The sequence below is a fragment of the Plectonema radiosum NIES-515 genome, from assembly GCF_025753815.1.
GTDB lineage: Bacteria > Cyanobacteriota > Cyanobacteriia > Cyanobacteriales > Nostocaceae > Hassallia > Hassallia radiosum_A.
In genome coordinates, this window is record NZ_JAOWRF010000276.1 from 87,397 (window position 1) to 114,194 (window position 26,798).

Sequence of the window (26,798 nt, forward strand, 5' to 3'; positions counted from 1 at the left end):
ACTATTAACTGTTAATAGCCTCACCAGTTAACTTTATTTGTACCAATCTACTTAAGTAAAAACTTAAAAAAGTGATGATTTATGGCTGCATCAAAAGATATTAGCAATGATTCAGTTGACCAAAAGCGCCTCCGTTTTTTGAATCGTCAACAGACTAAATTCTCCACAGGTGATGCTTTAGCTTTATTTGCTGTGGGGACATTTGGATTACACATTTTGACTTTTTTTGTGTTGCTAATGCTGTATGGCTCTTACTCCTCACTCAGTAAAAAAGCACCCCCCTCTCTCGTGCAGTTAGAAACAGGTAAGTCAATTTCAGTAGCACCTTTGGGTAGTCTGGAACGTACACCCCAAGTAGTAACCCGGTTTGTAACTGACACAATGACTCTGATGATGAATTGGTCAGGAACTCTCACTCCCACAACAGTTGAAGAGGCAAATAACCCAAAATTAGATCCAGGGGTAGACATTCGTTCACTGGGGAATGGACGCGGCAAAGTAACAACCGGAGCGTGGCAAGCATCCAATGCTTTAAGTGAAGATTTTCGCAAAGACTTTTTAAAGTTGTTAGCTGATTTAACTCCTCAAGGTGTGTTCAAAGGAACAACGCAAGTTGTGTTAGTTCCCCTATCAATCCAGCCACCTATAAAAATTGCTGAAGGTAAATGGAAAGTGAAAATGGTTGCTAATTTAACTGTCTTTAACCGGGGTAATAATGTGGGTGAAGTTATTGCTTTTAATAAAGAAATATTTGTTCGGGCAGTGTCAGCACCAGAGCCACCCGCAACGATGACGGGACTAGCGGCTGTGATTTACCAAGTTAGGGCAAGCGGGTTAGAAATTTATGCAATTCGGGATTTACCAGAGGAGAATTTGTAATGGATAAAGAGCTAAATGAAACGGTTAGCTTCCTGCCACAAGATGACCAGTTAGACTCAGAATGGGATGAAGCGAAATTAGCTCAATTAATTGGTTTTGATGATTTTAATGGCAATGAAGTAACAGACAAGTTAATTTCAGAGGGAATTGATAACAGTTTTACTGAAGGTGAAAATATAGGTTTATCTGATGATTTAAGTCAGAATGTTATTGCTCAATCTGAACTATTTGATGATCCGCAAACTGGTAAAACCCAGCCAACTTTATCAGGAAATCCGTTTGCGAAATCTGGCGTAGTGGGGCTGGGAATGCTGGCGGTGTTTGGCTCCAGCGCCATATTTTTAAACACTATCATGGGGTCAAAACCTAAATCTGCTCCGAGTATGGTTACGGTGTCCAAACCCGAAATCCAAGCAACAAAAGTTGAAACTCAGGAAGCTGAGACAGGTAAGTTTAAGGCGCAGCTAGCATTAGGAAGCCAAGCTGAAAAAATTAAGTCAGTCGAGCAGTCAAAGAGTCCTAAAACTACAATTGTTGAGAAACCAACCAATAAATTATCTTCCTCTACTGCACCTGTAACCCGTCCGATAGTGAACAAAAGTCAAACTGTACCACCTGTTCGCTATCTTTCAAGACCACCTCAACCCGTTCGACAACCACTACGCCTGCCAGTTCAACAACCTATTAGACAACCGATTCAACAACCTGTAAGACAGGCGGTAGCTAGTTTTCCCACGGTGCGAGAAACACCGAAGTCTAACACATCTGCGTCCAATTCAAAGCCAGTCGATCCAATGGAACAATGGCTAGCAATGAGTCGTTTGGGGAGTTACGGCGGTGTCCAAACGAATGAAGTTACTACATCTGCCTCAAAACAAATGCAGCAACCTTCAGTAAGTGCAATGCCTGCGGCGAGCGGAGTCATCGTCCTACAGCCCTTCCCTTCTCCTGTCGGAGATGCTCTTGCAACGGGACGCCTTGCAGCGAACGGGCATCCTACGGCAGGCGGGGCTTTACCCATCACCAGTTTAACCTCGGCAGATGCGGGGTATCCGCCCTCTCTTGCAAGCTCTGAGCAGCTTGGCTCTTCCAAGCTGGAGGCTAGGGCGCACTCCCCAATTGCGCGTGGACTCCCTCCGGGTGACTTAAGGCAGAGTAGCGCAGCGCCAGAGTTGATCGCTCAGGTAAAAAGTAGTCAAACTTCAGATAAAGTAACAATTCCCCGTGCTACTCCAATCCAAGCTACGAGCGACGGAGTAGTTGCACCTCAAAATCCGCAAGCTGAAGAGGAAGTGCTTGCAGCTCAAGTTAATCCGGCTGAAGAAGCTGCTCTTCTCACAGGTGTACCTGTACGACGGCTAACAGTGGGCGGTCAAAGTCAAGGGCAATTAGTCACCCCGGTGATTTGGGCTGATTCTAAGAGTAACACTGTTGCTACCAAGTCTGACCGCAAGAGCGAAAAGTTTATTGTCCAACTGGCTGAAGCAATAACCGATGAAGAGGGCTTTGTAACGTTACCAGCGGGTACTGCTATTGTTGCGAAGGTGGTTGATATTAACGATTCAGGACTTGCCCAGATGGAGGCAACGCAGGCTGTGATTGATGGTCAGGAGTATATCCTGCCACCTGGAGCAATAAGTATTCGTGGTACTAAGGGGCAGCCTTTGATTGCGTCGAAGTGGGGTAATAAAGGCAGCGCGAATGCTTCTCACGATGCCACAGCATTTCTATTTGGCTCTCTTGCCAAGGTCGGCGAAGTGATGAATCGACCCGATTTTGAATCATCGGCGAGTACAAGTGGCTTTAATTTTAGCACTTCCACCACCACTCGCAACTCGTCCCCCAATTTATTAGGTGCAGTATTAGAAGGGGGTTTTGCACCTCTGACCAAGCAAATTTTGCAGCGTAACCAGCGCGACCTTCAAGAAATGCTACAGCGCCAAGACGTTTGGTATGTCCGTGCTGGGACAAATGTCCAGGTGTTTATAAATCAATCGTTTGAGTTTTAAGTTATGGCAGTCCTATTTGATTTTTTGAATGAAATGTAACCGCAGAGAACGCAGAGAAACAGAGTACTAGAGACGAATGATTTCAGGACTGATTTAGGAGTGTAAAATGAAAACCTCATTGCAGCAACGCATCACTTTAATTGCTTTGATATCGACTGGATTTGGATTGACCAGTGTCTTCTCTAGTCGCAGCGTATTTGCTCAAGAAACCCCTAGTTCGGTGCGACGTGTTTCTGTCCCCGTAGCGACAGGGCAAAGTGCAGCTTCACCAGTTTTGATTGAATTATCTCCCGGATATGGAGTCAACATCAGTTTTATTCCCACGGGCGAGACAGTTGAAAAAGTGTGGTTCGACAATCCCTCCTTTGCTACCCTGGATGCGGATGGTTGTTTATCGGGTTTAGGGCGAGAGTGCCAACAAAATGCGGCAACTGTTTTACATCTGCGGCGGATTAATTCGTTAAATATGCCGGGACTCGCAAAAACAAATAGCACACTCCTAACTGTCGTTACAGCTGGTGCTGCTGGGCGACGGGTGTATATGTTCCGGGTGGCGATGGGTGGTAAAAACTCACAATACCATACGGTCGAGGTTACACCCAAAGAAACGCCCGAAGTTATAGCGAATAATCCCCCACGTTTGACATCGGTTCTCACACAATATCAGGATTCGCAAATGATGAGTCGCGGTTTAGTTGTTGCTCAACAACAGCGCCTTATTCACCGTGACTCTCCATTGTGGAAGCGAATTGAAAACTTTTTGGTAAGCGTTAAAGCGGGTGAACCAATTGAAGTCGCCGCAGCGAAAAGTGGAATTTCTTTGCAGCTAGTTCAACGTTTACAAGAACTAGGAAAAACGTCGCCTGTTCCACCTCAAATGCAGCCAAGTTAAATCATTGAAATAATTATCAAAGAAAAAGCAATGAAATTGCTGAGGAATTTGTGCGGGTTTGTCACGGGATTAAGTTTATCGTTGGTGATTTCTGGTATTTTTATAAGTGATTACAGTGAGCGATCGCTAGCTGTAACTGAACCTAGTAGTCCAGTTCCTACAATCACTTGGCAAAACACCCAGTTACCAGATTGGAATCAAATTACTTTTTCATCTCTACCTGGTATCACCGAATCTGGTTCTTTCTTGGCACCATCAGGTGTATCTAAGCAGTTGGGATATGACCCGTCTCGCACTTGGGTTACGGGACAAACGCCCGCTCAATACATGAAACTAGGAGATTTTCAGGATAGTTTTAAACTCCAACAATTCAATCAAGAGTCCATTAGTGAAATTGTCGGGCTAGATTTAAGTAAAATTAAACTCTCAGACTTTGGAGTAATGCAGTTGCAAACTTTAGAAAGTTTGGTACAGGCTATTCCGGCTTTAAAAAATCTGCCTATTACGGAAGTCAAACCAATTTTTGATTTACTTTCTCAAGAACTGGCGACGCAGTTTGACAGTACACAGACAATCGGACAATTATTACAGCACTCTCCACATTTAGGTCAGTTAGAGTTTGCTAATCTGCCAATGGACTCCTACAATTTAGATGCAATTCCAGGGTTAGATAGTACACCGATTGGGGCTTTTAAAGATTGGCAAGGTGTCAACATTGATAAAATTCCCGGTTTAGGTGATGTTCCTTTTTCGCAATTTCCTAATCCTGCTAATCCCGTAGGTGCAGATGTGGGCATTGTTGATATTGCTTTTGGCACCGATGAACAGCAGCGCTCTGGCACAATTTCTGGCAGCAAGAAAGAAGGATTTAATGTGCCGTGTGAAAAAGATTGCGCCCACATCGAATTATCTGGCTCACCCTTAGTTTTAGGCAAACAGTGGATTAGTGGCAAGTACCAATTGGTACACGGTGGTAAAGGGATTTTGGCAAGCGTTAATGGCGGTAAAGAACCAACCGGACGCCACCCCTTTGGTGATGCTTTTAAGGTCGTCGTCTGGGACACCTCAGAAGTCGATGGTATGATCTCCCAAGCTTTATTCTTCCGCGCTTGTATGCGGAAAGGATTAGTAGATTTGGGGTGTACACCTTACTTTATTGGTCCGATTCCCTGGTTGACTTACAAAGAAAATGAACCAATTTTTTTAGGATTGGTGACAGGTAGTGCTTTTAACAATTCAGTTTCTATCCCAACGGGTAAAAAAAGTAGTGGATTTAGTTTTAATAATTCGGTAAACACGACTACTAAAGCTCCTACTTTGTCAAGTTCAGGTAATTGTTCTAAACAATATAAAGGAGTAGAAATAGATGCTTTATCGAATGCACTTTCAGACATAGAAGGCAATTATGATTCTGTGGGAGCGTATGTATGTGATGGCGCGGGTAACTGTGGTCGTAGCTTAGGAACAAAGCAATTTATGTCGTATCGTCCGGACGTGCGATCGCTTATATCAAGTAAGTCTGGTGGTCAAGAATTTCTTGCTCTTGTGGATAAAGGACAAGCGGTAAGTGGTGAAGAAATGATGATGTATTTTCCACCCACTGAACAACAGGCGACCTTTGAATCTGACATAACGAAATTATTGGAAAAAGCCTCCCAACAGATTGATCCGACGACAGGACAACCCTTTACTAAAAAGCGATTAATTGAACGAGTGGCACAAATGCACTTTGGGGGTGCAGGTATTCCCATTGATGCAGCGGTGAGTGATGTACACGGGCTTTTTTCAGTTAAGGGCTATGGCGAAAAGGCAGCTGCTAACTACACGCAAGCCTTGCAATCAATGGGATGTTTTTAAAGAAAATTATGCAATCAATACGCAAGCCTTGCAATCAATGGGATGTTTTTACAGAGAATTATGCAATCAATAATCAATCGATTTCCTACTATTAAATCCGTCAAACATCAAACAATACTTGCGATTGGGTGTATAGCATTGTTCGTCGTTCCTGCCTTATTGATGAAGGCGACTTCATTAAAAAATGATGGAAAAACACTTACCTGGACAGATACTCAAAATATTGTACCTGCATCACTTATTAAAAGGGCGTTGCGAGAAAACTCAATAGGTGATGTTGAAGCCAAATCAATCAAAGTTTTGCAAGTCCCGTCTCAAGGTGCAGGTAAATTGTACATTTTTGATTTTCAGTCGCCGCAACTTTGTGGAGCAGTTGGTTGTGTTTATCCGGTTTACCAAGAGTCGGGTAAGTTGCTTCTTTCAGTAATTGCTAACCCGAACTTACCCAAAGGTGAAGTGTTAATTCGAGCTGATAATACAGTGCAAAATGGATTTTCGTGCCTTGTAATTACCCAAACTACATCTATTGAGGGTATGGTATCACGCTCTCAGTATTGCTATCAAGGTGCGGGATTTGTCAAATTAAACGAGGCTTTGACGAAAATGGGTGAAAACTTTGGGGGGTAGGTCAAAACAAGTAAAAAGTAAAAACTACTCCCTTCCTGCTATAAAACTACCCCTTTTTTTGGTGTTTTTTTTTGCTTCCTTGCGTCAGCTAAAAATCCTTTAATAATTTCGGTATTCTTTGGGTGGGATGGGAGTAAAACAACTTTTTTGCCTTTTAACTTTCCCCAAAATAGATTGGGGCTTTAAACCATCTTTGTCTATCTTTATTTTGCCTTTTTAACTTTTAATTTGTCACAAAGTGACCGTCAGCCATGAATACGCACGTCTCAACTCACTACCTGATACAAGTGCCAGCGTCCCCATCCCACTCTACGACAGGACGGGTGGGTGAACAACTTATGGGTTTACTCAAATCACAATCAGGGCTAATGCTCTTGGGTTGTTTGGTCGTAGTCGCAGTTCTCCAACTTTGGAGTGCAGGTAGCGCTAAAAAAGGCAAGATTGCTACCAGCTATTGGGGAAGTGGCAAGGAGAAGCAAAAAGCAGCGATTATAGCTAAAAAGCAAATGTTAAAAGTGACACGTAACAATGTGGCGCTGTATGTAGGTACTCCAAGAGAAATGCGCGATCGCTTAGAAAATGAATGGCACAAGCATGGATTAATGAAAACACCATCTTCCCCCAGGTGGAGAAAGCCACTGCAATTGCTTAATGCTAGCCCCACTTTATATGTCCCGGATGCCCAGCGGGGTATTGCTGCTATTGGTGCTGCGGGTAGCGGTAAAACTTTCTCCGTGATTGACCCCCTGATTCGTTCTGCTTTTGACCAAGGCTTTCCCATGTGTCTGTACGATTTCAAGTATCCGGCTCAAACGAAACGAGCCGTTGCGTATGCCATGAAGCGTGGCTACACAGTGCGGGTATTTGCACCGGGGTTTCCAGAGTCGGAAGTCTGCAATCCGCTCGACTTAATTAAAGACGAAGAGGATGCGATCGCCGCAGGACAAATGGCAATGGTGGTTGCCCGTAACTTCGACCGTGGTGGTGGCAACTCTGGCGGCGATAAGTTTTTCGAGGAAGCTGGGGACAGTTTAGTTGAGGGGATTTTGCTTGTCACCAAGGCGATTAAAACTCTGACTGGGGAAGATAAATACTGCGATTTGATGATGGCGCAGGCGATTTTATCTTTACCCAATCTGCCAGCGCGATTAGAGGTGGCTTCCAGGGACAAACTGAAAATTTGGACAACTCGACCTTTATCTCAGCTAATCAGCGTCAAGGACTCTGAGAAAACGGTTGCCAGTATCATTGGGACAGCACAGCGCATCTTTCAGCGCTTCCTCAAAAAAGACTTTGTAGGCGCGTTCTGTGGCAAAACTACCCTCCCCCTGGATTTGGATGGCAAGCAACTAATCGTGTTTGGCTTAGACCGAAATAACCGTGACATTGTGGGACCGCTGCTGGCAGCTATCTTGCACATGATTATATCTCGGAATGTATCGCGAACGATTCCTCGTAAAGACCCCTTGGTTGTGGCGCTGGATGAATTGCCGACTTTATATCTGCCTGCACTGGTGAATTGGCTGAACGAGAACAGAGAAGACGGATTTTGTGGGATTTTAGGCTATCAGAATATTGCCCAATTGGAGAAAGCTTACGGTAAGGAATTGGCGAGAGCTATTTTGGGAGGAACGGCAACAAAGTTTATTTTTAACCCCCAAGATCCAGAATCTGCCAAGCTGTTTTCTGATTACTTGGGAGAAATGCAAGTTAATTTCAAATCTAAATCTCGAAGCACTGGCAAAGGTGGCACTACTCAAAGCTTAAATGACCAAAATCAAAAACGGCATTTACTGGAAGCTGCTGAGTTTGCCAAATTGGGGACGGGACGGGCAGTAATTATTAACCCAGCTTACACCCGTGGTAATGAAGCGTATGTTCCCTTGCTGCAATCAGTAAAAGTTCCCCAAGCGGATATTACACAGATGAATTGGAGTGAAATGAAGTGGGACTTGATTCGTCAAAGATTAATTGCCAGTAAGGATTCAGGTGTAACTGATGAAGAGCGATCGCGTCAATTTCAAGAGCGCCGTGATTTAGCTGAACAATTATTTACTGTACCAACAGAAACACCATTAGAACAAGATTTAGCAGCAGTGTTTTAAATTTGTTAACTCTATGAATGTCAGTCTCGCATAAATTAACGATTTTATCAGGATATAGCCTACGAAAAATCAAGATTTAACTCCAGATTGACATTCATAGGCTTAATCTGTGAAGCCTACAAGTTCCATATTTTCAAAGTTGGGTAAAACTAATCAATTTTTCTCCTTATCTCCCTATCAGCCTAAACTTAGGCAAATTACAACCTTAACAGCTTAATTGACCTATATGTAGCCCATGAATAATTTTTTACTTTCACAACTAGCAGAATATCCCGAATGGCAGGAGCGCGTAAAACAAGCGATGCAGCTACCTCCTTTTAAAATAAATTACTCACCTTTGGTAACTGAAGTATTCGACCAGCAAGGGTTACTTGTAGGTGAGGTACTAGGAAGTATTGTTTATGAAGGTAAGCGAAATATAAATGAGCCAAGCAAATTTATTGCCTGGTTTTTTGATGGCAAGCTAGGAGTATTTTGCTTCTGTAATCAAGTAATTGTGAATCGCTTGCACATTTTGGCGGTTGCGTACAAAAATGGAGGTGAATTATAATGTCCGGTGTTTCTCCTATCTCGGCGGGTGAATCTGGCTCTTTTACCGAACAGTATTTACGGCTGATTGAAGACTGGCTGCGGGAGTTTGTTGACAAAAATAAACAGCAGCAAGATGCAGATAATCAACCAGAAATTGAAATTACTGTTAAGGAGCGTATCGTTTACGGTCAAGGAGTTAATGACCTTAGTCCCTCTATACTTGAGCGGTTAGGTCAGTTGCAAAATACTCCTGTTGGTGGTATTGTAGAGAGCGCCGTTTCAATGCGAGTTAAGCTAGATGGCAAGGTCGTTCTCGAATCTGATGAGTCGGGTAAGGTAATTACCAATTCATTTTATGAGCAACTTCGTGATAACAAAAATGCTCATAAAATCACTAATAAATATGCTTTAGATAATCCTTTTGTCAATGATGAATTACCAGATGAATACCCAGATTTTGAGAATCATTTTGTGAATGAGGAGGAATTACCAGATGAATATGCAGATTTTGAGAATCTTTTTATAAATAATGAATTACCAGATGAATATCCAGATTTCAATAATCTTTTTGTAAATGATGAATTCAAAGCTGAAGACAATCAAATTGTCAATGGTGAACGAGAGCCTAATTTAGGAAAAGTTGTACCTCAACAACCTGATTCAGTAGTTACATATCCCACACTACCACCTGTTCAACAAACTCCTGTTGTTACAGAAACTGGCGGAGCAAGAGTAAAGACTGCTCTGGAGGCATTGCCGGATAGCAGTTTAAAACAGCTTTTAACTGCCCAACTAAGCCAAATGCAGGAGTTGCAACGCTCTCAACTACAAAATCAACAACGGCAGTTTGATGAATTTATTAAAGCGCGGTTTACTGAACCTAAAAACACTAATTGGTGGCAACAAGCAGCGCATTCTGTGGCAAATACTGCTCAAACTGCGTGGGCTTCTTTAGTAAGGCGATCGCATGATGTAAAAGCAGCAGTTGCAATAAAAAGTTTGTTCGATCAAAGTACATCACCAGGCGCAACTGCTTATCATACTGCGGGTTATACCATCGCCCGTTCTGGACAATCTTATAGCTTGAGCGATAAGTCAGGTAAAACATTAATGCAGTTTGACGCATCCCCGATTGGAGTGCGTGTTTCACCATCAAGCCAGCTGACAACATCAGCGCATCAAGACCTCAAACAACTCCGCATTTCTCAAAGTCGGGGTGAAGAACCTGGTGGGGCATTTGCAAGAGTAGGTAAAAAAGAAACAGAGTATTTTGCCAGAGTCAATGCGATTACCACAGCTTTAAGTCAATACGCTCAGAGGCAAGGAACGAATGTTCAAGTTGATGGTCAATTTTCGTACAAGTGGAAAGCTACTCCTGATGGCAAAGTGCGGATTGATGCTAAAGATGGGCGCGGTTCGCTGTTGATTAAGGCCCAAGGGCAGATGAAAACTCGCATGAGCGAGCGAGACTTAGCTTACTTCGAGCAAATGTTGCCAATTCTCCAACAATCTACACCACAACGTCAAAATCAACTGTCTCCAATACAATCTCAAAAACAGTCTCCAAAACAACTAGAAAGAGCTTAATTAAAACGGTGTTTTCTAATACGTGCGTTGCATTCACACAGAGAATGTTCTCTCTCCCTATCTCTTTTTATGTGTTCTGGTACGCTTCAATTTGGAGTTTTTTATTATCTCTGAATGCAACGCATTTTTTAGCCTGTTTTCAAGAGAAAATCCTCATAAATAGAAATATTTTAAACGAATGAATTTACAAGATTTAAAAATACTGATTGCTGCCGATGAAAGGGTAATTTCTGTTGTTGCACCTGTAAGGGAGCGACTAACAATTTTATCATTGCTACACTCATATCTTGTACCCCAGTTAAAACTGCCAATGTATTTGTGGAATTTGGGGCAAGGACAACAATTTAAATCTGTTAACTATAACGAGCATGATGAGCGTGTTGTTATAAGGGAAGGTTTCGAGTTTGGGGAGTGTGACCAAAGTACTCCTGGTCAACGTGCGATCGCTGCCTTAAAATTTGTTAGGGAGCTAACCCATACAGGAATCTTTGTACTAGAAAATTACGAAGCTTGTATGCGGGGTATTGACGGAGATGAATTGAAATCACTGTTGATTAATACTTACTCAGAGTTAACAGCGACTGAATCTGAAAAGGTTTTGATTCTGCTTGTTACTGATGAAATGGAATTGCCTACGACCTTAAGTGGACTTATTAAGACTTTAGAGTTACCGTTGCCTACAAGTGATGAGATAGCTGAGTTAATTTCAGCTTACTTACCAACTTTGACGGGCGAAAAAGTTGAGCCACAAGAAGTTGCTGCGCTTACCACTGCTGCTGCTGGGTTAACTAAGGAAGATATTAAAGCCGGATTAAGGCTGGCGATCGCGAACGAGCGTGTGCTTTGCACTCACCGAGTAAAGAGCGATGCCTACGGCGGGCTACGCCATCGCTCCTTCGCGTCTGCTTCAGAAGCGCAGATCGCAGCCCAAACTGACTCTTTGCAAGAAACAGACATAGTGCGATCGCGTTGGAGCGTGGACATCGCGCGTTCGCGTAGCGTGGAAATCGCGCAATCGCTATTAAACTATAAAATCAACCGCTTTGCATCATTTAATTTAAACTTTATCCCAGAGCCTCCGGTGTACGATTTTGGGGGTTTGGATAATTTGAGGCAGTTTATTCAAGATGCCAAACGCGATTTTGCGCCCTCAGCACGAGCCGCTAATATCCCTTTACCCAAAGGGTGTTTGCTGGTTGGACCACCGGGAACGGGTAAAACACTGGCAGCGAATGTCTCGGCGCGGGAATTAGGATTTCCTCTAGTTAGTGTAGATACAGGAGCAGTGGCTACCGGTGGGGCAACTTATTTAAAGCGGTTACTGACTCGTGTTGAAGCCTGCGCTCCGGTTCTGCTTTATTTTGATGAATTAGACAAGCTGTTTACTGTTAATACAATTTCAGGGGAAGATAGTGGCAGTAAACAAATTTTGGGGACTTTGCTTACCTGGTTGCAAGATAAGCAAAGCCCTGTGTTTGTAGTGGCAACTCTCAATCGACTAGATGCACTGCCTCCAGAGTTAACTCGTGTGGGTAGATTTGATGAAATTTTTTATGTTGGCTTTCCCACTGCCATTGAGCGCAAGCAGATTGTTACACTTCACGCATCACGATTTGATGAGCGTTACCACTGCCCTGATAGCCCTTTGAGTGAGTCTCAGTGGCGGATTTTATTGGGTAAGACGGTTAACTGTACAGGAGCTGAATTGGCTCGAATGGTAGAAAAGGCAGCTCGTAAATTATTCCACCAATCTCTACCAATTCAAATAGGATTGCAAGAACTTCTAGCAGAGAGAGAAGCGATGGTGTCGCTTTATGTCCGCGACACTGATAGAATTTTGGCAATTGAAAATCGGGCTAAATATGTCGCCCAACCAGCTGCTAAAGAGGACACCAGCATTTATGCTCCGCCCATTACTACATTTTGGGGTGAAAAAAGTTCAACTTTAGGTTAGATTAAGTCGATGGTTATGGTTATGCAAAGCTGATTATGAATCACGTTCAGAGATTAATCAAGTTGGGGGATGAGAAAATACGTGCATTCAGCGGACAAATTGTAAAGAAACGTAAATGTTTATGACCTCGTAGTAAAGGTGCGCGATGCTCCCTTATAGAGTCTTCATACGGACGATCCCGGTTGGTCAAATTGTCTGTTGCTACTCGATATAGTATCCGCATGGTTTAACCCACCCTTACGACAATCGTTAGGTGCTATCTTTCTTCGTGTCTTGCTCAGAAGATGTTTTCCCCTTTAGTCCTAAAATTAATGGAGTAATGGCAGTAATTAGCGCTGGAAGTAAAGCAAGATAATCGTACAGTGTTGCCTGTTGAACACATTTGGGACTATTAAACATCTGCGATTCGGAGATGGAAACCATTATGCCAATTGAAGCTAAATTTAGTTTCCAGAGAGGTCTATTGATTGAATTAGTTACTAAAGCTTCAGAAACAGTTCCAACTAACATTTGCTTTTGAATTTTGGGTATCATGATTTTGCTTCCTTAAAATTCAACATCTTTCCAGCATGATGCGAGTGCTAGATATGTCTCAGCCAATTGACTTGAATAGAATTTACACTAGAGTCAACATACTGGAAAAAATAAGGGGCAGACAACGCAGAGCATTAAGCGACCTTCTGGAAAATTTACCCTCACAAAATTCCGATAGGTTAAATTTAGGTAATGTGCAGGAAGAGCGAGTTCCAGGACTAAAAGCTGTTGAAAGATTTCAGAAGCTGATAATTTTGGGCAAACCAGGAGCGGGGAAAACAACCTTTCTCAGGTATTTAGCAATGCAGTGTATTGAGGAGCAATGTATTGAAAAACAGTTTCTTAAGCAGCAGTGTATTGAAGAGCAGTGTATTGAGAAAAGACGGTTGAAGCAATTCGTTCCTATTTTTATTACTCTTAGAGATTTTGCAGAAGCTCCCGGTCAACCAGATTTGTTAGCTTATATTGAATCGCTATTTCAGGTAAATACCTCTGTTATCCAGTCAATCTTAAATGAGGGTCGGGCATTAATACTGTTAGATGGTTTAGACGAAGTTAGAGAAACTCATAAAATTAGTGTAAAAAAACGAATTGAGAATTTCATCAAACATTCGTATTTTTACAAAAACAAGTTTATTATAACTTGTCGTCTAGCTGTAACAGAATACAACTTCGAGAATTTCACTGAGGTAGAAATTGCTGATTTTGAAGATGAACAAATTACCTATTTCGTTAAAGGATGGTTCGATAGCGAAAATGACCATAAACAAGCTGATAGATTTCTTCAAAAACTGAATTATAAGGAAAATAAACCTATTCGAGAATTAGCAACAAATCCACTATTATTAACTCTTTTGTGTTTTGTCTTTGGAGATTCTGGTAGTTTCCCAACCCATCGCTCAGAGCTATATAAGGATGGTTTAGATGTGTTGTTGAGGAAGTGGGATGCAAAGCGATATATTGAGCGAGCGCAGATTTATAAGAATTTATCTTCAAAACATAAGGAAAATTTATTGAGCCAAATTGCTTATTCAACTTTCACAACTGGTAATTATGTCTTCAAGCAGGAAAAGGCTGAGGATGAAATTACCAATTATATCCAAAAATTGCCCAGTAATGACCAGAATGAGTCGGAAGTGGACAGTGGAGCAGTTTTAAAGTCAATTGAGGCGCAGCATGGGCTGTTGGTGGAACGGGCAAAGAAGATTTACTCTTTTTCACACCTAACCTTTCACGAGTATTTTACAGCTAGACATATTGTCGCCAATTGCGATCCGAACTCAATGGATAGTCCGATGTTGAAAGGACTAATGGATCGCTTAACTAATCAAGCTTGGCGGGAGGTGTTTCTGCTGACATCTGAGATGTTGGTTAGATCGGATAGTTTGTTGCAGTTGATGAAAGCACAAATTGATGGACTGTTGGCTGAGGATAGGGAATTACAGGAGTTTTTGCAGTGGGTGGATGAAAAGTCTAAATTTCTTTCAGTTTTAGTTGGAGATACCTATAATCTAGCAGCTATCCGAGCTTGTTACCTTGACTTTGACATTGCCCTTGACCTTGATCGGACACTTGGTTGGGTTCTTAACCCTGATTTTACTCGTGCTTTTACGTGTGCTAGCTTCTTAGCTCGTGCCGATCGCTGTGAAGTTACGGATATCTTCAGGGACAAGAATAATGAGCTTCCCAATCTTAGCCGCTCCTCGGCTCTTGAGCCTGACCTAGCTGTTACTTTTGCGAGAGCTGAAGTTATTGAACAACTTTTGGAGAAAGTTGGTGACTCTAAACTGGGACAAGAACTCAATAAACTCTACGAAGACTTACCTTCTGAGCTAAAAAATAATGAGGATATTAATGAGGAGATATTAAGTAACTGGTGGAAAGAGAGCGGTAAAGATTGGGGAGATCGATTGCGAAAAATTGTAGTCCCCTACCATAGCCTGGGTGGAAGTTGGCGATATGAAAAATTGAATGATGAGCCGCAAAATTTGCAAGTTAAGGCGTTTAGTAACCAGCAGCGGAATTTGCTAAATCAGTATTACCACGCCAACTTGCTGCTAGTAGTCTGCCTAAAAAGTGATTGCTGCGTTGATAAGGGTGTACGACAAGAAATCGAAGACACATTGTTGCTACCACACTCACGAATTTGATGAAAGGAGTATTTATCAATCTTGACAAGTTAAGATGGCGCGGATGAAGCCAATTAGTAATCATGTTTCGGGTGTTTTTGAGCAATATTACTGATTGACGAATGCGACTTAAACTTAACTCGTCACGAATGGATATTTAATGGATATTTATATGAGTAGAATACTATCTAATCAACAAAGCGATGGCTTGTCTGCGACACGCTGCGCGTTCACGAAGTGTCCCGAAGGGAACGCCAACACCTCCGGTGAACGCGTTGCTGACTTAAAACCTTCCTTTCCAATACCTCAGCATCCAGAAGAAGCGCTCACATTATCACAACGGGTTGCCTATCTTCTTTCAGATGTTCACCATTTGCTTCCAGAGGCAACAACTATTCTTAATGCCTTACATTGTGATTTACCTGTAACTTTGCACTCAGCATTTGATGATGAAGAGCCTATGGCACTTTTGGATGTCCACAAGACTCTTTATGAAATCTACGAAGTGAGCCTTAGCCATCCCCTATCACCAGTTTGCTTACATGAGCATAGTCCCTGGTTATTGACAATTCGCAATGAAATTGAAACTGCATGGCTGAATTATGAACTACCACGTATTCAAAAAAAGCTTCCATCGGAGTCTGAAGCAAAACACCCAGAGTTACTTTGTGCTTGGTTTATTGAGCAGGCACAAAGAGAGTCAGATATCGATAGATGCTTCCTTAACTTTTTAAGAAACCAGGCATCTATCGAACAATTCAATCTATTTATCCTTTCAGATGCAACTTTAAACTATCGCTTTTCTGATGCCCTAGCTTTAGCACAGCTTCATTTTTCAGAAACTGTGAAAGCTGAAATTGCTAATAATATGTGGGACGAATGTGGTCGTGGGGTAGCAAATAAGTCACACACTAGACTGTTCACACTAATGCTTGCTTCCCTTGGTCTACAGCAACCAAAGTTCCCCATTTGGGAAGACTGGCATCCCTACGCAGGTCATAATCTGTACTTTTGCTTTGGCTTAAACCGAAAACACTACTTCAAGGGACTTGGAAGTTTGACAATGCCGGAACTTTTCGATCCAAATCGCAATCGTGCAGTTGTTGCTGGTTTGGAGCGTCTGTATTTTGACGCACGAGTGAAATGTGAGTATTTTTATAACCATATAGAGGTCGAAGAGGAGCATGGTTCACACTGGCTTAGTCGTGTAATTCTCCCTATCATTGAAGTACAGCCTGAAGCTGGTATAGAACTGGCTATAGGAGGTGCGCTTCGCATGGAAGCCATGAGGCACTACAACGAGTATCTTGCGTTACAGTTCGGATTGTTGAAGAAGATATCTACGGTCTAATGAGGTTTAAATAATAATTTACCCGTTTAAGATTTTTGCGTCAAGCTGGGTTTACCACTATCTGGGCATTGAGTAAATACGATCCAAATCGCAACATGCCACATTGGGTGATGCAGTTCTGACTGCAAAACAAGTGGAAAAACTTGGAGCTACTCCCTTCCCGTCGGGAGATTACCGATTTAAAAACCTTACTAGGCGCAGAGTATGCACAGAGAGATAGGTAATTTAATAGCGGGAAGGGAGTAATCTTGCTTGTAGCTTTCTTAATACGGAGGTCGGTTATGTTGAAACAACATATCAAGGATTTAATGCAAGATTTCCTAGTTTTTATTTACAAAGTGTCCATTTTACATGCATTTCGTTATGTCCCAAAGTTTTGAAGTTAAAAGCACTCCTTGGTGCGTTCGGCGTAGCCGTGTCGCAAACACTCCCTTTTCAGATTAGTTCAGGGGAAGCGCAATTAATTATTGAGCCATGAGAAACTGACTCTCGAATGAAAGCGAGTCTTGCTAGGTTAAATCCACATCAATGCAGCACTTGCCGCTCTCTTTTGGATACTTTCTTTGGCACATGCCTTTAAAACAGCGCTAGCTTTAGTATTATTGTGGTTGGCAAAATACTCCCAAATTGTCAGCCAGTCGTCAATACTAAGAGTTTCAATTTCTCGGACACATGAAGACGTATGCACGTAACACAATTTTGATAATCCAGAGAACCCTTTATTTTCTAACGTTCTTAACTTTCGAGGGGAATTTTTTAATTGCTTTAACCAGTTTGACTTAGTTCCAATTACAGCAAGTCCAGACTGGTAACTGATGCGATACTCCCCTGAAAAAAGTACTAGCACTTCTAGTTCGAGATTAGAAGTGCTGGTGACTAGTTCGTCTTGTAGTTGCAATTTTATGGGTTGAGCTGACACCACAGTTTTTAAGTTTTGGGTATCTATTTTGAATTTGGAAATAGGAGATTCACTCTTCAAAAACTTGCTTGCCGATGTTTCTACCCATTCCAGAAATTCCTCCCAGTTGAATGAATTGGATGAATTGGTAATTAAGTCCAGTGCTAGGAGTGATTTCCAATAAGCTGCCACTGTAGAGAGTGGATTTGCCCTCATCAAGGTGCGGTTGGGAAGTTGTACGAGGATGGTGTTTAAGTTGTTGCTGTGTACAAAATCCTGAGCAGCTTTTTTGGATTGCCCAACAGCCAATGCCCTAAAAGCGATCGCTAAAAACAAGCTCTCCTGTTGTCAGTTTATAAGCAGTCCAACTGTATTGCTGCCATCTTAGTTTGGTTACAGTAACTTTGGGAATTTCCTTCGTATATGCAGCCTCCGCAGAAACTTCTGTCGTTAAACCTGCATTAAAACCTTGGGTAAATCCTAAATTCATGGTTGTCATGGCTGTTAAATCAGACACTTACTAAAAACTTTCAGTTCTTTAAGGAAACAGTCAATGTTTCGCTGCTAAAGCTGATAAATCGTTACTTTTCTCGCTTTGTAATTTCAGTATCGTAGACCTTTAAAGCAAGTGTTATCAGCCTTTAGTTTCAGATAATTTATATCAAAAGTAATGTCTCTTTATTTGCTATTTTTAATATTCGTAAAGACACAGGTATTGATTGTAAAGCTTCTCACAACTTACATGAATATAATATTACTTACTAGTAAAATTACTTAATTACCTGTTTTGTAAATAAGTAGAAATGAAAATTGACAAGCAAAAAAATTCACCCATTCTCTATTTGATGGGTGAATTGGTAAAGTTATGTTCCGCTCCCGTTAACAACCCACTATTTTTGTGGGGTGGAAAAGCAACAAAAAGCCAGACTTTTGCTTTAACGCCAAAGTCAGAACGCACTCCTGTATGCACGGCACCCAAAGCGTAAGCTTTGGTCGTAATACAGGCATTGATTGGCTACCACCTTTGACCTGATGGTCAGGTTTTGAGTCTTTAAGGCGATAGTACTAGCTGATTGATATTATTGCCCAGAAGCTGTCTGCTGCTGTTTTCTAATTGTACGGGCAATGAGCGGAGCTTTTTTTTCCAATCCTTGTAGAGTCAAGTCGCCATCTAAATATAATTGATACCATTGTTGCCGTTGGCGGAGGACTCGTTCATCATCGCGCAGCCGCAAGCGTTCTAACGTAAATTCTGCTTTTTGGCGTTTTTCTAGAGGAACTTTATCAGTTAACACTAACTGTAGAGAAGGAAGCAAAATTTCAAACCAATCTTCTCCCACTTCAAACGGGTCAAGCACTTGGTCATCAAGAGTACCTTTGCTACTATTAATCCAACCAGAAGCAAAGCGTAAATTGCTCCATTCATAAGCCAAATTGCGATAATTATCACGACTAAGAAAATGGTCTACCGTACCTACTGGTTCGTACATAGCACTGTAGCCACAAAGATTATTAAACCCATCCGCTAAATTACTTTTAAAAGGTGACCAATAATCTCTGGTTCCTTTCTTTGGGTCTTGATTTTTTTCCAACCAAGCATTTCCTTGTTGTCGTACTTTTTCATCAAATAAAAGTGGTTCTGGTGGTGGATTAAACGGTATCATCTGCCTGACATCATACTTGCTTGATTACTCATGAGAAAATTTAGTTATTAGTCGGAATCTAGCCCCTCAAAATAGATTTAGCGCTAAATCACAACTGCTAAATGATTTATGCTTTTTTAATAAAACGTGACATTATACTCCTGATAAACCAAAATTTCTTTTTTCCGATGTGACATTATACCCCTGATAAATCAGAATTTCTTTTTTCCGATGTGACTATCCAACGGGGCCAAAATGGGTCATGTCCGGGTAAAAGTCTTTGCAGTTCTTGGTGAATTTGTATGTGATTTCTCAAATGCTCTGGAAAATCACTCATATTGCCTTTACGCATCCATGCTTCTGCTGCTTCAATAGCAATTTCTGCTTCCTGAGAACGCGCTTGTTTAAGTCCAAAAATTTCTGAAGTTAACCATCCAACTGTATCTCCCTGTTTAGACCAAGGTACTTCATCAAGAGTAACTTCTTGATGTACAAGCGCACGTTGCAATGACAATAAAAATAATTTGTCTTGTTCTTCATCGAAATTAGGTTCCAAGGAAGCAAGAACAAGTGGCGAATGAGTAGTAACTAAAGCTTGTATTTTCATGGACGCTTGTAATTCTGTTACTACTGCTAAAATTGCTGGTATAATTACTCTTTGCCAGCGGGGATGCAGGTGAGATTCAATTTCATCAATGAGTAAAACTATTTGATTTATTGGCTTTTGTTGTCGCAAGTCAGAAGCTTTTTTATGTTCGTACCAAGTCCATACCAGTAAATAAGCAAGTCCCAAAATCCGCTTCATTCCGGCTGAAGCGTGAATTACAGTCACATTACCGTAAGGAAGATTAACTGTAGGAATATCACGCACATCTTCAACAGAGACTCGTGTTGGTTCCCCCACTTCTATCCATTCATCAGGGTGAGGAGCAAGTTTTTTAATAACACGAGAAAAAAGTTGGAATGGATATTTTTTGGGTTGATTTTGCCATGTAACCCAATCTTGAATTAGACCATTACAAAGAACTTTATCATCTAATTTTAAGCCATTCCAAAGCGTATCTGGGGTAAAATTATAAGCAGTGTCACGTTTACGAGCAGGGTCAAAAACGGAGAAACCCCCATCAACACGAACGTAAATAACTACCTCATTTAATGAAGGATGTTGTTGTAAATTATGCCATTTTTGTTCAGAAAAATCAAAATAACTACGATATTCTCCAATATCTTTTTGGCTGCTAAGTAGCCAGTTTATTTCGGGATTTTCTTCTACAACTCGCTGCGGATAGGCGGGTTTATCTGCCCAATTTGAAGTGAGAACCCACCAAGCAACATCAAGTAAAAAACTTTTACCAAGACCATTATCGCCTGTAAAAATATTGAGTCTGTTGGCAAATTCAACATCAAAATGGTCAGCTGGACCAACTTGCTTGAGGTAAAGTTTTTTTAACATTTGACTATCCTATGCTTGCCTGTTGTTTACCAATTGCAGACCACTCATATTTACATCTGTTAATATGAGCCAATATTTTCTGGCACCCAGAAGTGGGTATCAATTCCCACTTCTGGGTGCGCCATATTCAGAACAACGCCGTCGTTCAGGTCTGCTTCTAGGTTAAGATAATTCTGCACGACGCAGTTTTTGCATAGAAGTGCGATGCCTACGGCGGGCGAAGCCATCGCGTAAAGCCTACGGCATAGCTTCTCTTCGAGACGCTCCGCGAACGCTTACCGCGCCCATCGTCCGCTATGCCGTGTGCGAGTTGCATAGCGTTCGTGATTGGAGCAGGCGTTGCCGAACGCGAGTGCGTTTCAAAGGAAAGGCGCATCGAAGTGCGAAGCGCACTTCGATGCATCAAAAATTCTTGACGGTCAAATCGCACCCTAACTCAGTTAAGTGAGGATAAATGTGATAACTCAGTTAAAGCTCCGCTTATCGCACCCCCCACACACTCCATTACTCCTCATCATCATCAGGCAAATACAAACTACTACTATCAGTTGGTCGAGCGTGTAAATACATCTCCGTAATCGCCACCGAACTATGCCCCAGTGTTTTCTGTAATAGGTGAATCGGCGCACCTCTATCAAGACTGTGGGAAGCGTGGCTGTGCCGCAGCCAGTGGGGGCTAACGTTACCCTCAATGCCTGCCCGTGTTGCCGCATTCTTCACAATATGAAACACCATACTACGGCACAAATGACCGCCCTTAGCAGAAACAAACACCGGGTCGTCTTTACGGGCATTGTTCTTAAGTTCGTTAATTTCGCGCCAGATACCTTTGCCTACCAGCACAGTTCTGGTTTTATCGCCCTTACCAAACACAGTAATTTGACCACCGTCACCCCGTGCTTTCAGGTCACGCCACTTCAGGGCACAGAGTTCCGACACTCGCAAACCCGCAAAGTAGAGCAGTCGAACCAGAGTGCGATCGCGTACCCGCGTTGCGCGTTGCGCTTCGTGCGGATTTATCGAAGTAGCGTTGATGATGTTATGTACTTCTTCTTCGGTTAAAATGCGCTCTGCCAATCGATTTTTTGCTGTTGGGGACTTAACTAATATGCCCAAATTGGATGATATTACTCCTAATTCTTTGGCGAAAGAGAACAGACTTTTAATTGCCCCTACTGCTACACGAAGAGAATTATTAGAACAAGCGTTGCTCATTTCCCACAATTGAAAGTCCATGAGGGTGACATCAGCTAGGGGCTTATCACCGACATGACGAAAGAACCGTTGGGCATAGCGACGATACCCATCGATGGTGTTGACACTTTTGCCATGCAGCCAAAGCTCAACGAGTTCTGTGTTAGTGAGGGTAGGTGAACTATTCAACATTGCTTATTCTTATGTTGAATCTACCTTTATTAAACCTTATTGGGACAACGTTTTCATGTCGGTCAACAAACTTCGTCGTGAAAAAAGTCGAAGTATGCGTTTTTCGCCTACTTAACCGGATGATAAAGTCCATCATCACCAAAGCGCCAACCAACAGGACTTGGGTCTTTACGACGACACCAAATTTCAAACTCAGCCGGGGTGTTGTTTTGTCGCTCACGAGTTAGGGTTGCTACATCAATTCCCAATCTTTTAGCTAAATTTTCACCTGTGTAGGGTTGAAGTTCTAGCTGTGGCGGATGATAATTAAAAGCTTGCCTCCGATTATTCGTATATGACCGCTGTCCAAGTGTTGTTATTGCTCCTTCAATTTTTGCCAACCGCAACGCGAATTCTTCTAGCTTCTGCTCCAACGAGCTTAGTCTGTTATTGTCTACACCATTGTCTACACGTTCATCTATACGATTGGCGAGGTGGTGTAATTGAGCTTCGAGTTGGGGAAGACGAGTTTCTACACCGTCTTCTGTACCCTCGACTGAACCCAGTACTTGGCGCAATCCGAGTATGACCAAATCGGTGGCGGTGGTGTTACGATAAGAAGCAACTTTGCGAAGTGCTGCTGTTAAAGTTTTGGGCAGTTTAAAGTTAATTGATTCCCGTTCAATTCTCCCCATCTCTACACCCACTTATGTACCCAGGTGCAGACATTTTACAGCAAAGGTTGAGGTCAATTTCGTCAATCAGCACCACAGAGTGGGCAATTTGTTGTCTAACAAACTCGTAGAAAATGGGAAATACTGATTGTTCTCCAGCTGACATCTCTACAATGTCGTCGGAATGCATGGCATCAACAGGTTAGCAAATGCCGGGTGAGGTATAATTTTACTCTAATAACGTCCTCCCAAACTGTAAGCACAAATGGACTGTGCGCTTTGCTAAGAAAGACTAAAATATGGTTAACCTAGAAGCTGAAGATCGCAAACAATTAATAACTCTCCTAAAAGATTTACCAGAACTGGCTACAGAGCGATCGCGCTTTTCAATTTTGGAGATAGCAGGTTTAAAACAGTTATCACCAATGATTGACCTTTCTGGTGCTTCATTTGTAGCAGTTAGTGGGATAGTTAGCTATCTGTCTAGTTACGGGCGTTTAACTTATGACCACGAAGCATTAGGGCTGTTCTTGAATACTTTGAAAAGCTTTATGGGAGTGCAGCAGCAAGCATTTCTGGATATGCTGCTGACTAAATATGACATGATGACCCCAATTGCAGCGTTACCTGCAATCAATGACTGGCGAGGGAAAGAAACCACTACAGATATATTAGAGAAAATTATTGGTGAGAATACGCTGCGCCCTATCTCATTCTTGCAACAGGGACTTCAGGCAGCACGATCAGTTGCTTATATTGGAGTACGGACTAGCCAGGAACGCTGGTCAGGTACAGGGTTTGTTGTAACTCAGAATTTATTATTAACTAATAATCACGTTCTACCTAGTTCAGATTTACTGCCAGGTACAATTTTTCGTTTTAATTACGAGGAGAATTTTCAGGGGGAAGCTCAAACAACTGATGAGTATCGCCCTAAACCCAATGGAATTTTTCATACCAACCAAACTCTTGATTATACTTTAGTTGAACTTGAAGGAGAACCTGGAAAAAAATGGGGTTGGTTGCCACTAATGCCTAAAAGAATTAGTAGTGGTGGCAGAGTCAATATTATTCAGCACCCATCGGGACAAGCCAAGCAAATTTCACTACAGAACAATTTTGTTGAATACGTAGGCGGCAATGTGATGCAGTATATAACCTCCACCTTGCCTGGTTCTTCTGGCTCTCCAGTCTTTAATGATGCTTGGGAGGTTGTTGCACTGCACCATGCAGGAGGTGATATCCCTGAACCAACAACCCAGCGACGTTACGTTAGAAACGAAGGCATACTGGTAGGCAGCATCTTGGCTGACTTACCCTTAGAACTTGTAGACTTGCTTAATGCAGAAATAAATACATAATTTTAGAGAAATTCTACAAGTATCTAGAGTCCAATGGTTATGGATATCAAGCCTCGGTTGATACAGTTGCTAATAAATATGCCTGCTACCCAAACCGTTGGGGAGCGTAAAGCGCTTTTAAGTATCGCTGGGTTTGATTATCTGATTGCTAGAATAAATTCCCTTGAAAAAAGCAATCATGTATTTTTTTCGGAATTGGTTGAACTCGTCTTTTATGAAGGGCAAGCTCAATTATTAAAATTCATTAATGCGCTTGCGGCTAGTGGATTGGTCGGTTTGGAAGTTAAGGGGAAACTGAACGATTTTATTGCAGAAATTGCGGCTGTAGATACTCAACAATGGAATAGAGAACTTATCAATTTTAATCGGAATCAACCAGTTAGTATTCCTTCTACTCCTATGCAAAGTGCGGGACGTTTGGAGGAAGAACAAGATACAAAGCTGATTATCCCATCGATTCTTGGAACTAAAGCCTTTGAATTTACAGTTGTAATGGTAGATGCCCAAGGCAAAGAGATTAACTGCCATCGAAGACAAAACCACTATTTAACTGAAGACCTTGGGAACAGGGTAACTTTAGAAATGGTCTATATTCCAGGCGGAGAATTTTTGATGGGTTCGCCAGAATCTGAAGGAAAGCGATACTCCAATGAAAGACCCCGACATTCAGTAACAGTCAAACCATTTTTCATGAGCAAGCACCCGATTACACAAGCACAGTGGAGAGAAGTTGCTAATTGGTCAGAAGTTCGTCAAAAGCTCAAAAAAAGCCCATCGCGTAATGGAGGCAAAAGTCATCCTATTAGCCAAATTTCTTGGTTTGATGCTGTTGAGTTTTGCGATCGCTTATCTGGAAAAACAGGTCATAGCTATCGTCTTCCGACCGAAGCAGAGTGGGAATACGCCTGTCGTGCTGGAACTACAACCCCTTTCCACTTTGGGGAAACTATTACCTCCGATTTAGCTAACTACGATGGTAGTTACCTCTATGGCTCAGAAAAAAAAGGAATTTATCGTGAAAAAACTACTCCAGTGGGTAGTTTGCAGGTTGCTAATTCCTTTGGACTATTTGATATGCACGGGTTAGTTTGGGAATGGTGCTTAGACCATTGGCATAATAATTATAATAATGCACCTACCAATGAAGATGCTTGGCTAGATAGTAGTGAGAATCAAATTCGTGTAATGCGTGGTGGATCATGGTTAAACGACCCATACTCGTGCCGATCAAGTTCCCGCTTACAAAAAAATGCAAGTGATAAATCCAATAATATTGGTTTTAGAATTGTTTACTCTCTTTAAGCTGATGTAGTGTAGAAGTATCTTCTATTTTATTTTTAACCTATGCTATTTCATCTTCCTTTAAATACGAATCGTCAGAGGTTAGGTGTTGATGCTGTTTACGTGCAGCTAAAGTTTGGCGATATTCATTTGCTTCAGGTGCTGCTTCAAATTTATCAATCCTCAAAAATCCGGTTTTTTTAACAATTTCTTCCACGGCTTGTTTAATTTCATCCATTGAAACTTTGAAGAACTCTTTCCTTGTATTAACTACATTCACTCTTTTATCAGCGAAACGCTGATGCAAATTTTCTAATGTATCTGAGGCATCTTCCGAAAATATTTTGAAGTGAATGTCAAATCTAAAGGGAACTGCGGGGTTCATTTCGCTAATATATTCATCTTCTTTCTGACGATTGGTATTACATATACGGTATACATCTCGTCCAAGAGAGCCAATATTTGAAATTATATAAATGTATCCTGATTTGAGCTTTCTCGATTCAGAAATAGCCCTCTCTTTATCACTTTTATCTTGAAGTAATTGTTGCTTTAGTTGTTGAATCTGAGACTGTAGCTGTTTTAGCTTTTCATCTTCAGATTGTTCTATCTTTTCTATTTGTTGTTGAAGCTGTTCAAGCTCTTGTTGATGAAGATTTTCTCTTTCTTCAGCTTCTTCAGCTTTCTTTCTTACTTTATCAAGAGCTTGATTTTCTTTATTTTGCTTTTTAATTTCTTGCTCTTTGTCGCGCTCTTGCTGTTTTTTATACTCTAACTCATACTGAATATCTAATTCTATTAACTTAAGTTGTAAATATTCTGGAGAGATTTTACACTCTATCGTCTTTAACAATTTATTTATTTTAACAAAAGTATTATTTAGATTTTTCTTGAAAGAATCAACGTTATTGTATTTCACCTCTTTAATTGCATACTTGCACCGATCTTCAAAGGCGAACTCTACCACTTTGAGAAGATCAGTTATCATTTTTTTACCTTCTCTTTTACTTTCCCTTACACTCCATTGAGTATCACAAATATAAGCTTGATTATTTCCTCGCATTCTTTCCTGTTGTGATTTGATCTCACGAAGCCTAAGCAGATAATCTCCAGAACTTATAAAGTCATATTTTGGTTCATAAGAATCTATGGACTGAAGATATGCTTTTGCATCAAGCTCACGTACTTTTTGCGTTATATTTCTGATTTGGATATTTAGGGATTCCTTTTGGTTTTCGAGTTCAGCAACCTCGCCTTGTTTTAGACGAATGTTTAATTCTAATTCCCGTTCATAAACCTCTTTGTTATCTAATGTGTCATACTTGCGTAACTTCTTCCTCAGCCGAGACTCTTGAATTAGGGCTTGTGCCAATGCAGCAATAAGCCCAGCTACTAATATCACTAAGCCTAGAAGTGTTAATGACATAGAACCTAGTATTTCCACTTATGTACCTTTTTACTTAGCTTAGAGTATTTTTTAGAACTTATGGCAAGATAGTTTTGAGATAATTAGCGATCGCTCATACTAAAATTTAGACACTAGCATTTATCGTCAAAGCTAATAGGGGCGATTCTGAGCATTTCCCCACAATGGCAGTTCAATTACACCTCGGTCAGTGGTTGCTGCTGTCGCCTAATTGTATTCAAGTAGAGACGCTTATGCAATTG

24 protein-coding genes are annotated in these 26,798 nt (G+C 41.5%); 14 read left to right on the plus strand and 10 right to left on the minus strand.

Annotation, left to right across the window (positions count from 1 at the left end):
* Positions 1–81: 81 nt before the first annotated feature.
* The 9 genes from OGM63_RS19220 to OGM63_RS19260 all read left to right on the plus strand — a co-directional run bounded on the left by OGM63_RS19220 (position 82) and on the right by OGM63_RS19260 (position 12,441).
* A complete protein-coding gene (locus OGM63_RS19220) occupies positions 82–879 on the plus strand; it encodes a hypothetical protein (RefSeq protein WP_263747263.1) in 798 nt (265 codons plus the stop codon).
* Positions 879–2,888, plus strand: a complete 2,010-nt coding sequence (locus tag OGM63_RS19225) for a TrbI/VirB10 family protein (RefSeq protein ID WP_263747264.1) — start codon at positions 879–881, stop codon at positions 2,886–2,888. The genes OGM63_RS19220 and OGM63_RS19225 overlap by 1 nt, the downstream gene beginning before the upstream one ends.
* Before the next feature lie 106 nt (positions 2,889–2,994).
* Positions 2,995–3,780 carry a hypothetical protein gene (locus tag OGM63_RS19230; protein ID WP_263747265.1) on the plus strand — a complete coding sequence of 262 codons (786 nt, stop codon included), beginning with the start codon at positions 2,995–2,997 and terminating at the stop codon, positions 3,778–3,780.
* A 30-nt stretch (positions 3,781–3,810) separates the two neighbouring features.
* Complete coding sequence (locus OGM63_RS19235) at positions 3,811–5,637, plus strand: hypothetical protein (RefSeq protein WP_263747266.1); 1,827 nt, start codon at positions 3,811–3,813, stop codon at positions 5,635–5,637.
* A gap of 60 nt (positions 5,638–5,697) precedes the next feature.
* Entirely contained in the window at positions 5,698–6,264 is a 567-nt protein-coding gene (locus OGM63_RS19240) for a hypothetical protein (RefSeq protein ID WP_263747267.1), read from the plus strand.
* Between the two features lie 251 nt (positions 6,265–6,515).
* Positions 6,516–8,369, plus strand: coding sequence for a type IV secretory system conjugative DNA transfer family protein (locus OGM63_RS19245; protein WP_263747268.1), 1,854 nt, complete (start codon positions 6,516–6,518; stop codon positions 8,367–8,369).
* A gap of 235 nt (positions 8,370–8,604) precedes the next feature.
* The gene (locus tag OGM63_RS19250; protein WP_263747269.1) at positions 8,605–8,919 is read left to right on the plus strand and encodes a hypothetical protein; all 315 of its coding nucleotides are present in this window, start codon (positions 8,605–8,607) and stop codon (positions 8,917–8,919) included.
* Positions 8,919–10,487 (plus strand): hypothetical protein, encoded by a 1,569-nt coding sequence (locus tag OGM63_RS19255; protein ID WP_263747270.1) that lies wholly within the window; start codon positions 8,919–8,921, stop codon positions 10,485–10,487. The genes OGM63_RS19250 and OGM63_RS19255 overlap by 1 nt, the downstream gene beginning before the upstream one ends.
* Before the next feature lie 178 nt (positions 10,488–10,665).
* Positions 10,666–12,441: an AAA family ATPase gene (locus OGM63_RS19260; RefSeq protein WP_263747271.1), complete on the plus strand. Its 1,776-nt coding sequence runs from the start codon at positions 10,666–10,668 to the stop codon at positions 12,439–12,441.
* A gap of 249 nt (positions 12,442–12,690) precedes the next feature.
* Here the strand turns inward: OGM63_RS19260 and OGM63_RS19265 are convergent, their stop codons facing one another.
* A complete protein-coding gene (locus tag OGM63_RS19265) occupies positions 12,691–12,975 on the minus strand; it encodes a hypothetical protein (protein ID WP_263747272.1) in 285 nt (94 codons plus the stop codon).
* A gap of 53 nt (positions 12,976–13,028) precedes the next feature.
* On the opposite strand from OGM63_RS19265, the gene OGM63_RS19270 reads away from it, so the two are divergent.
* On the plus strand, positions 13,029–15,125 hold the full coding sequence (locus tag OGM63_RS19270; RefSeq protein ID WP_263747273.1) for an NACHT domain-containing protein: 2,097 nt from the start codon (positions 13,029–13,031) through the stop codon (positions 15,123–15,125).
* Between the two features lie 151 nt (positions 15,126–15,276).
* A complete protein-coding gene (locus OGM63_RS19275; RefSeq protein ID WP_263747274.1) occupies positions 15,277–16,455 on the plus strand; it encodes an iron-containing redox enzyme family protein in 1,179 nt (392 codons plus the stop codon).
* Between the two features lie 514 nt (positions 16,456–16,969).
* On the opposite strand, the gene OGM63_RS19280 is transcribed toward OGM63_RS19275, so the two are convergent.
* Positions 16,970–17,689: a hypothetical protein gene (locus OGM63_RS19280; protein ID WP_263747275.1), complete on the minus strand. Its 720-nt coding sequence runs from the start codon at positions 17,687–17,689 to the stop codon at positions 16,970–16,972.
* Positions 17,667–17,870, minus strand: coding sequence for a hypothetical protein (locus OGM63_RS19285; RefSeq protein WP_263747276.1), 204 nt, complete (start codon positions 17,868–17,870; stop codon positions 17,667–17,669). Before OGM63_RS19285 ends, OGM63_RS19280 begins: the two co-directional genes overlap by 23 nt.
* A gap of 286 nt (positions 17,871–18,156) precedes the next feature.
* On the opposite strand from OGM63_RS19285, the gene OGM63_RS19290 reads away from it, so the two are divergent.
* Positions 18,157–18,339: a hypothetical protein gene (locus OGM63_RS19290; RefSeq protein ID WP_263747277.1), complete on the plus strand. Its 183-nt coding sequence runs from the start codon at positions 18,157–18,159 to the stop codon at positions 18,337–18,339.
* 93 nt (positions 18,340–18,432) lie between these two features.
* Here the strand turns inward: OGM63_RS19290 and OGM63_RS19295 are convergent, their stop codons facing one another.
* From OGM63_RS19295 to OGM63_RS19320, 6 genes are all read right to left on the minus strand, one after another.
* The gene (locus OGM63_RS19295; RefSeq protein WP_263747278.1) at positions 18,433–19,017 is read right to left on the minus strand and encodes an HNH endonuclease family protein; all 585 of its coding nucleotides are present in this window, start codon (positions 19,015–19,017) and stop codon (positions 18,433–18,435) included.
* Between the two features lie 175 nt (positions 19,018–19,192).
* Complete coding sequence (locus OGM63_RS19300) at positions 19,193–20,449, minus strand: AAA family ATPase (protein WP_263747279.1); 1,257 nt, start codon at positions 20,447–20,449, stop codon at positions 19,193–19,195.
* Positions 20,450–20,508: 59 nt separating this feature from the next.
* Entirely contained in the window at positions 20,509–20,676 is a 168-nt protein-coding gene (locus OGM63_RS19305; protein WP_263747280.1) for a hypothetical protein, read from the minus strand.
* A gap of 277 nt (positions 20,677–20,953) precedes the next feature.
* Positions 20,954–21,835, minus strand: coding sequence for a tyrosine-type recombinase/integrase (locus tag OGM63_RS19310; RefSeq protein WP_263747281.1), 882 nt, complete (start codon positions 21,833–21,835; stop codon positions 20,954–20,956).
* A 107-nt stretch (positions 21,836–21,942) separates the two neighbouring features.
* Positions 21,943–22,509, minus strand: a complete 567-nt coding sequence (locus OGM63_RS19315; RefSeq protein WP_263747282.1) for a hypothetical protein — start codon at positions 22,507–22,509, stop codon at positions 21,943–21,945.
* On the minus strand, positions 22,496–22,654 hold the full coding sequence (locus OGM63_RS19320) for an ATP-binding protein (RefSeq protein ID WP_263747283.1): 159 nt from the start codon (positions 22,652–22,654) through the stop codon (positions 22,496–22,498). Before OGM63_RS19320 ends, OGM63_RS19315 begins: the two co-directional genes overlap by 14 nt.
* A 133-nt stretch (positions 22,655–22,787) precedes the next feature.
* Here OGM63_RS19320 and OGM63_RS19325 point away from each other — a divergent pair, with 133 nt between their 5' ends.
* Positions 22,788–23,849, plus strand: coding sequence for a trypsin-like peptidase domain-containing protein (locus OGM63_RS19325; protein ID WP_263747284.1), 1,062 nt, complete (start codon positions 22,788–22,790; stop codon positions 23,847–23,849).
* 39 nt (positions 23,850–23,888) lie between these two features.
* Positions 23,889–25,151 (plus strand): SUMF1/EgtB/PvdO family nonheme iron enzyme, encoded by a 1,263-nt coding sequence (locus OGM63_RS19330; protein ID WP_263747285.1) that lies wholly within the window; start codon positions 23,889–23,891, stop codon positions 25,149–25,151.
* Positions 25,152–25,191: 40 nt separating this feature from the next.
* Here OGM63_RS19330 and OGM63_RS19335 read toward each other — a convergent pair whose 3' ends face one another.
* The gene (locus tag OGM63_RS19335) at positions 25,192–26,556 is read right to left on the minus strand and encodes an SNIPE associated domain-containing protein (protein ID WP_263747286.1); all 1,365 of its coding nucleotides are present in this window, start codon (positions 26,554–26,556) and stop codon (positions 25,192–25,194) included.
* Between the last annotated feature and the right edge of the window lie 242 nt (positions 26,557–26,798).

What these genes read in the sequence shown, in the direction of transcription:
- OGM63_RS19240 (WP_263747267.1), top strand. Translation starts at nt 5,698, where the DNA reads ATGCAATCAATAATCAATCGATTTCCTACTATTAAATCCGTCAAACAT.
- OGM63_RS19245 (WP_263747268.1), top strand. Translation starts at nt 6,516, where the DNA reads ATGAATACGCACGTCTCAACTCACTACCTGATACAAGTGCCAGCGTCC.
- OGM63_RS19335 (WP_263747286.1), bottom strand. Translation starts at nt 26,556, where the DNA reads ATGTCATTAACACTTCTAGGCTTAGTGATATTAGTAGCTGGGCTTATT.
- OGM63_RS19220 (WP_263747263.1), top strand. Translation starts at nt 82, where the DNA reads ATGGCTGCATCAAAAGATATTAGCAATGATTCAGTTGACCAAAAGCGC.
- OGM63_RS19225 (WP_263747264.1), top strand. Translation starts at nt 879, where the DNA reads ATGGATAAAGAGCTAAATGAAACGGTTAGCTTCCTGCCACAAGATGAC.
- OGM63_RS19300 (WP_263747279.1), bottom strand. Translation starts at nt 20,449, where the DNA reads ATGTTAAAAAAACTTTACCTCAAGCAAGTTGGTCCAGCTGACCATTTT.
- OGM63_RS19255 (WP_263747270.1), top strand. Translation starts at nt 8,919, where the DNA reads ATGTCCGGTGTTTCTCCTATCTCGGCGGGTGAATCTGGCTCTTTTACC.
- OGM63_RS19270 (WP_263747273.1), top strand. Translation starts at nt 13,029, where the DNA reads ATGTCTCAGCCAATTGACTTGAATAGAATTTACACTAGAGTCAACATA.
- OGM63_RS19250 (WP_263747269.1), top strand. Translation starts at nt 8,605, where the DNA reads ATGAATAATTTTTTACTTTCACAACTAGCAGAATATCCCGAATGGCAG.
- OGM63_RS19330 (WP_263747285.1), top strand. Translation starts at nt 23,889, where the DNA reads ATGGATATCAAGCCTCGGTTGATACAGTTGCTAATAAATATGCCTGCT.
- OGM63_RS19310 (WP_263747281.1), bottom strand. Translation starts at nt 21,835, where the DNA reads ATGTTGAATAGTTCACCTACCCTCACTAACACAGAACTCGTTGAGCTT.
- OGM63_RS19265 (WP_263747272.1), bottom strand. Translation starts at nt 12,975, where the DNA reads ATGATACCCAAAATTCAAAAGCAAATGTTAGTTGGAACTGTTTCTGAA.
- OGM63_RS19260 (WP_263747271.1), top strand. Translation starts at nt 10,666, where the DNA reads ATGAATTTACAAGATTTAAAAATACTGATTGCTGCCGATGAAAGGGTA.
- OGM63_RS19275 (WP_263747274.1), top strand. Translation starts at nt 15,277, where the DNA reads ATGAGTAGAATACTATCTAATCAACAAAGCGATGGCTTGTCTGCGACA.
- OGM63_RS19315 (WP_263747282.1), bottom strand. Translation starts at nt 22,509, where the DNA reads ATGGGGAGAATTGAACGGGAATCAATTAACTTTAAACTGCCCAAAACT.
- OGM63_RS19320 (WP_263747283.1), bottom strand. Translation starts at nt 22,654, where the DNA reads ATGTCAGCTGGAGAACAATCAGTATTTCCCATTTTCTACGAGTTTGTT.
- OGM63_RS19295 (WP_263747278.1), bottom strand. Translation starts at nt 19,017, where the DNA reads ATGATACCGTTTAATCCACCACCAGAACCACTTTTATTTGATGAAAAA.
- OGM63_RS19290 (WP_263747277.1), top strand. Translation starts at nt 18,157, where the DNA reads ATGAAAATTGACAAGCAAAAAAATTCACCCATTCTCTATTTGATGGGT.
- OGM63_RS19230 (WP_263747265.1), top strand. Translation starts at nt 2,995, where the DNA reads ATGAAAACCTCATTGCAGCAACGCATCACTTTAATTGCTTTGATATCG.
- OGM63_RS19325 (WP_263747284.1), top strand. Translation starts at nt 22,788, where the DNA reads ATGGTTAACCTAGAAGCTGAAGATCGCAAACAATTAATAACTCTCCTA.
- OGM63_RS19235 (WP_263747266.1), top strand. Translation starts at nt 3,811, where the DNA reads ATGAAATTGCTGAGGAATTTGTGCGGGTTTGTCACGGGATTAAGTTTA.
- OGM63_RS19305 (WP_263747280.1), bottom strand. Translation starts at nt 20,676, where the DNA reads ATGGCTTCGCCCGCCGTAGGCATCGCACTTCTATGCAAAAACTGCGTC.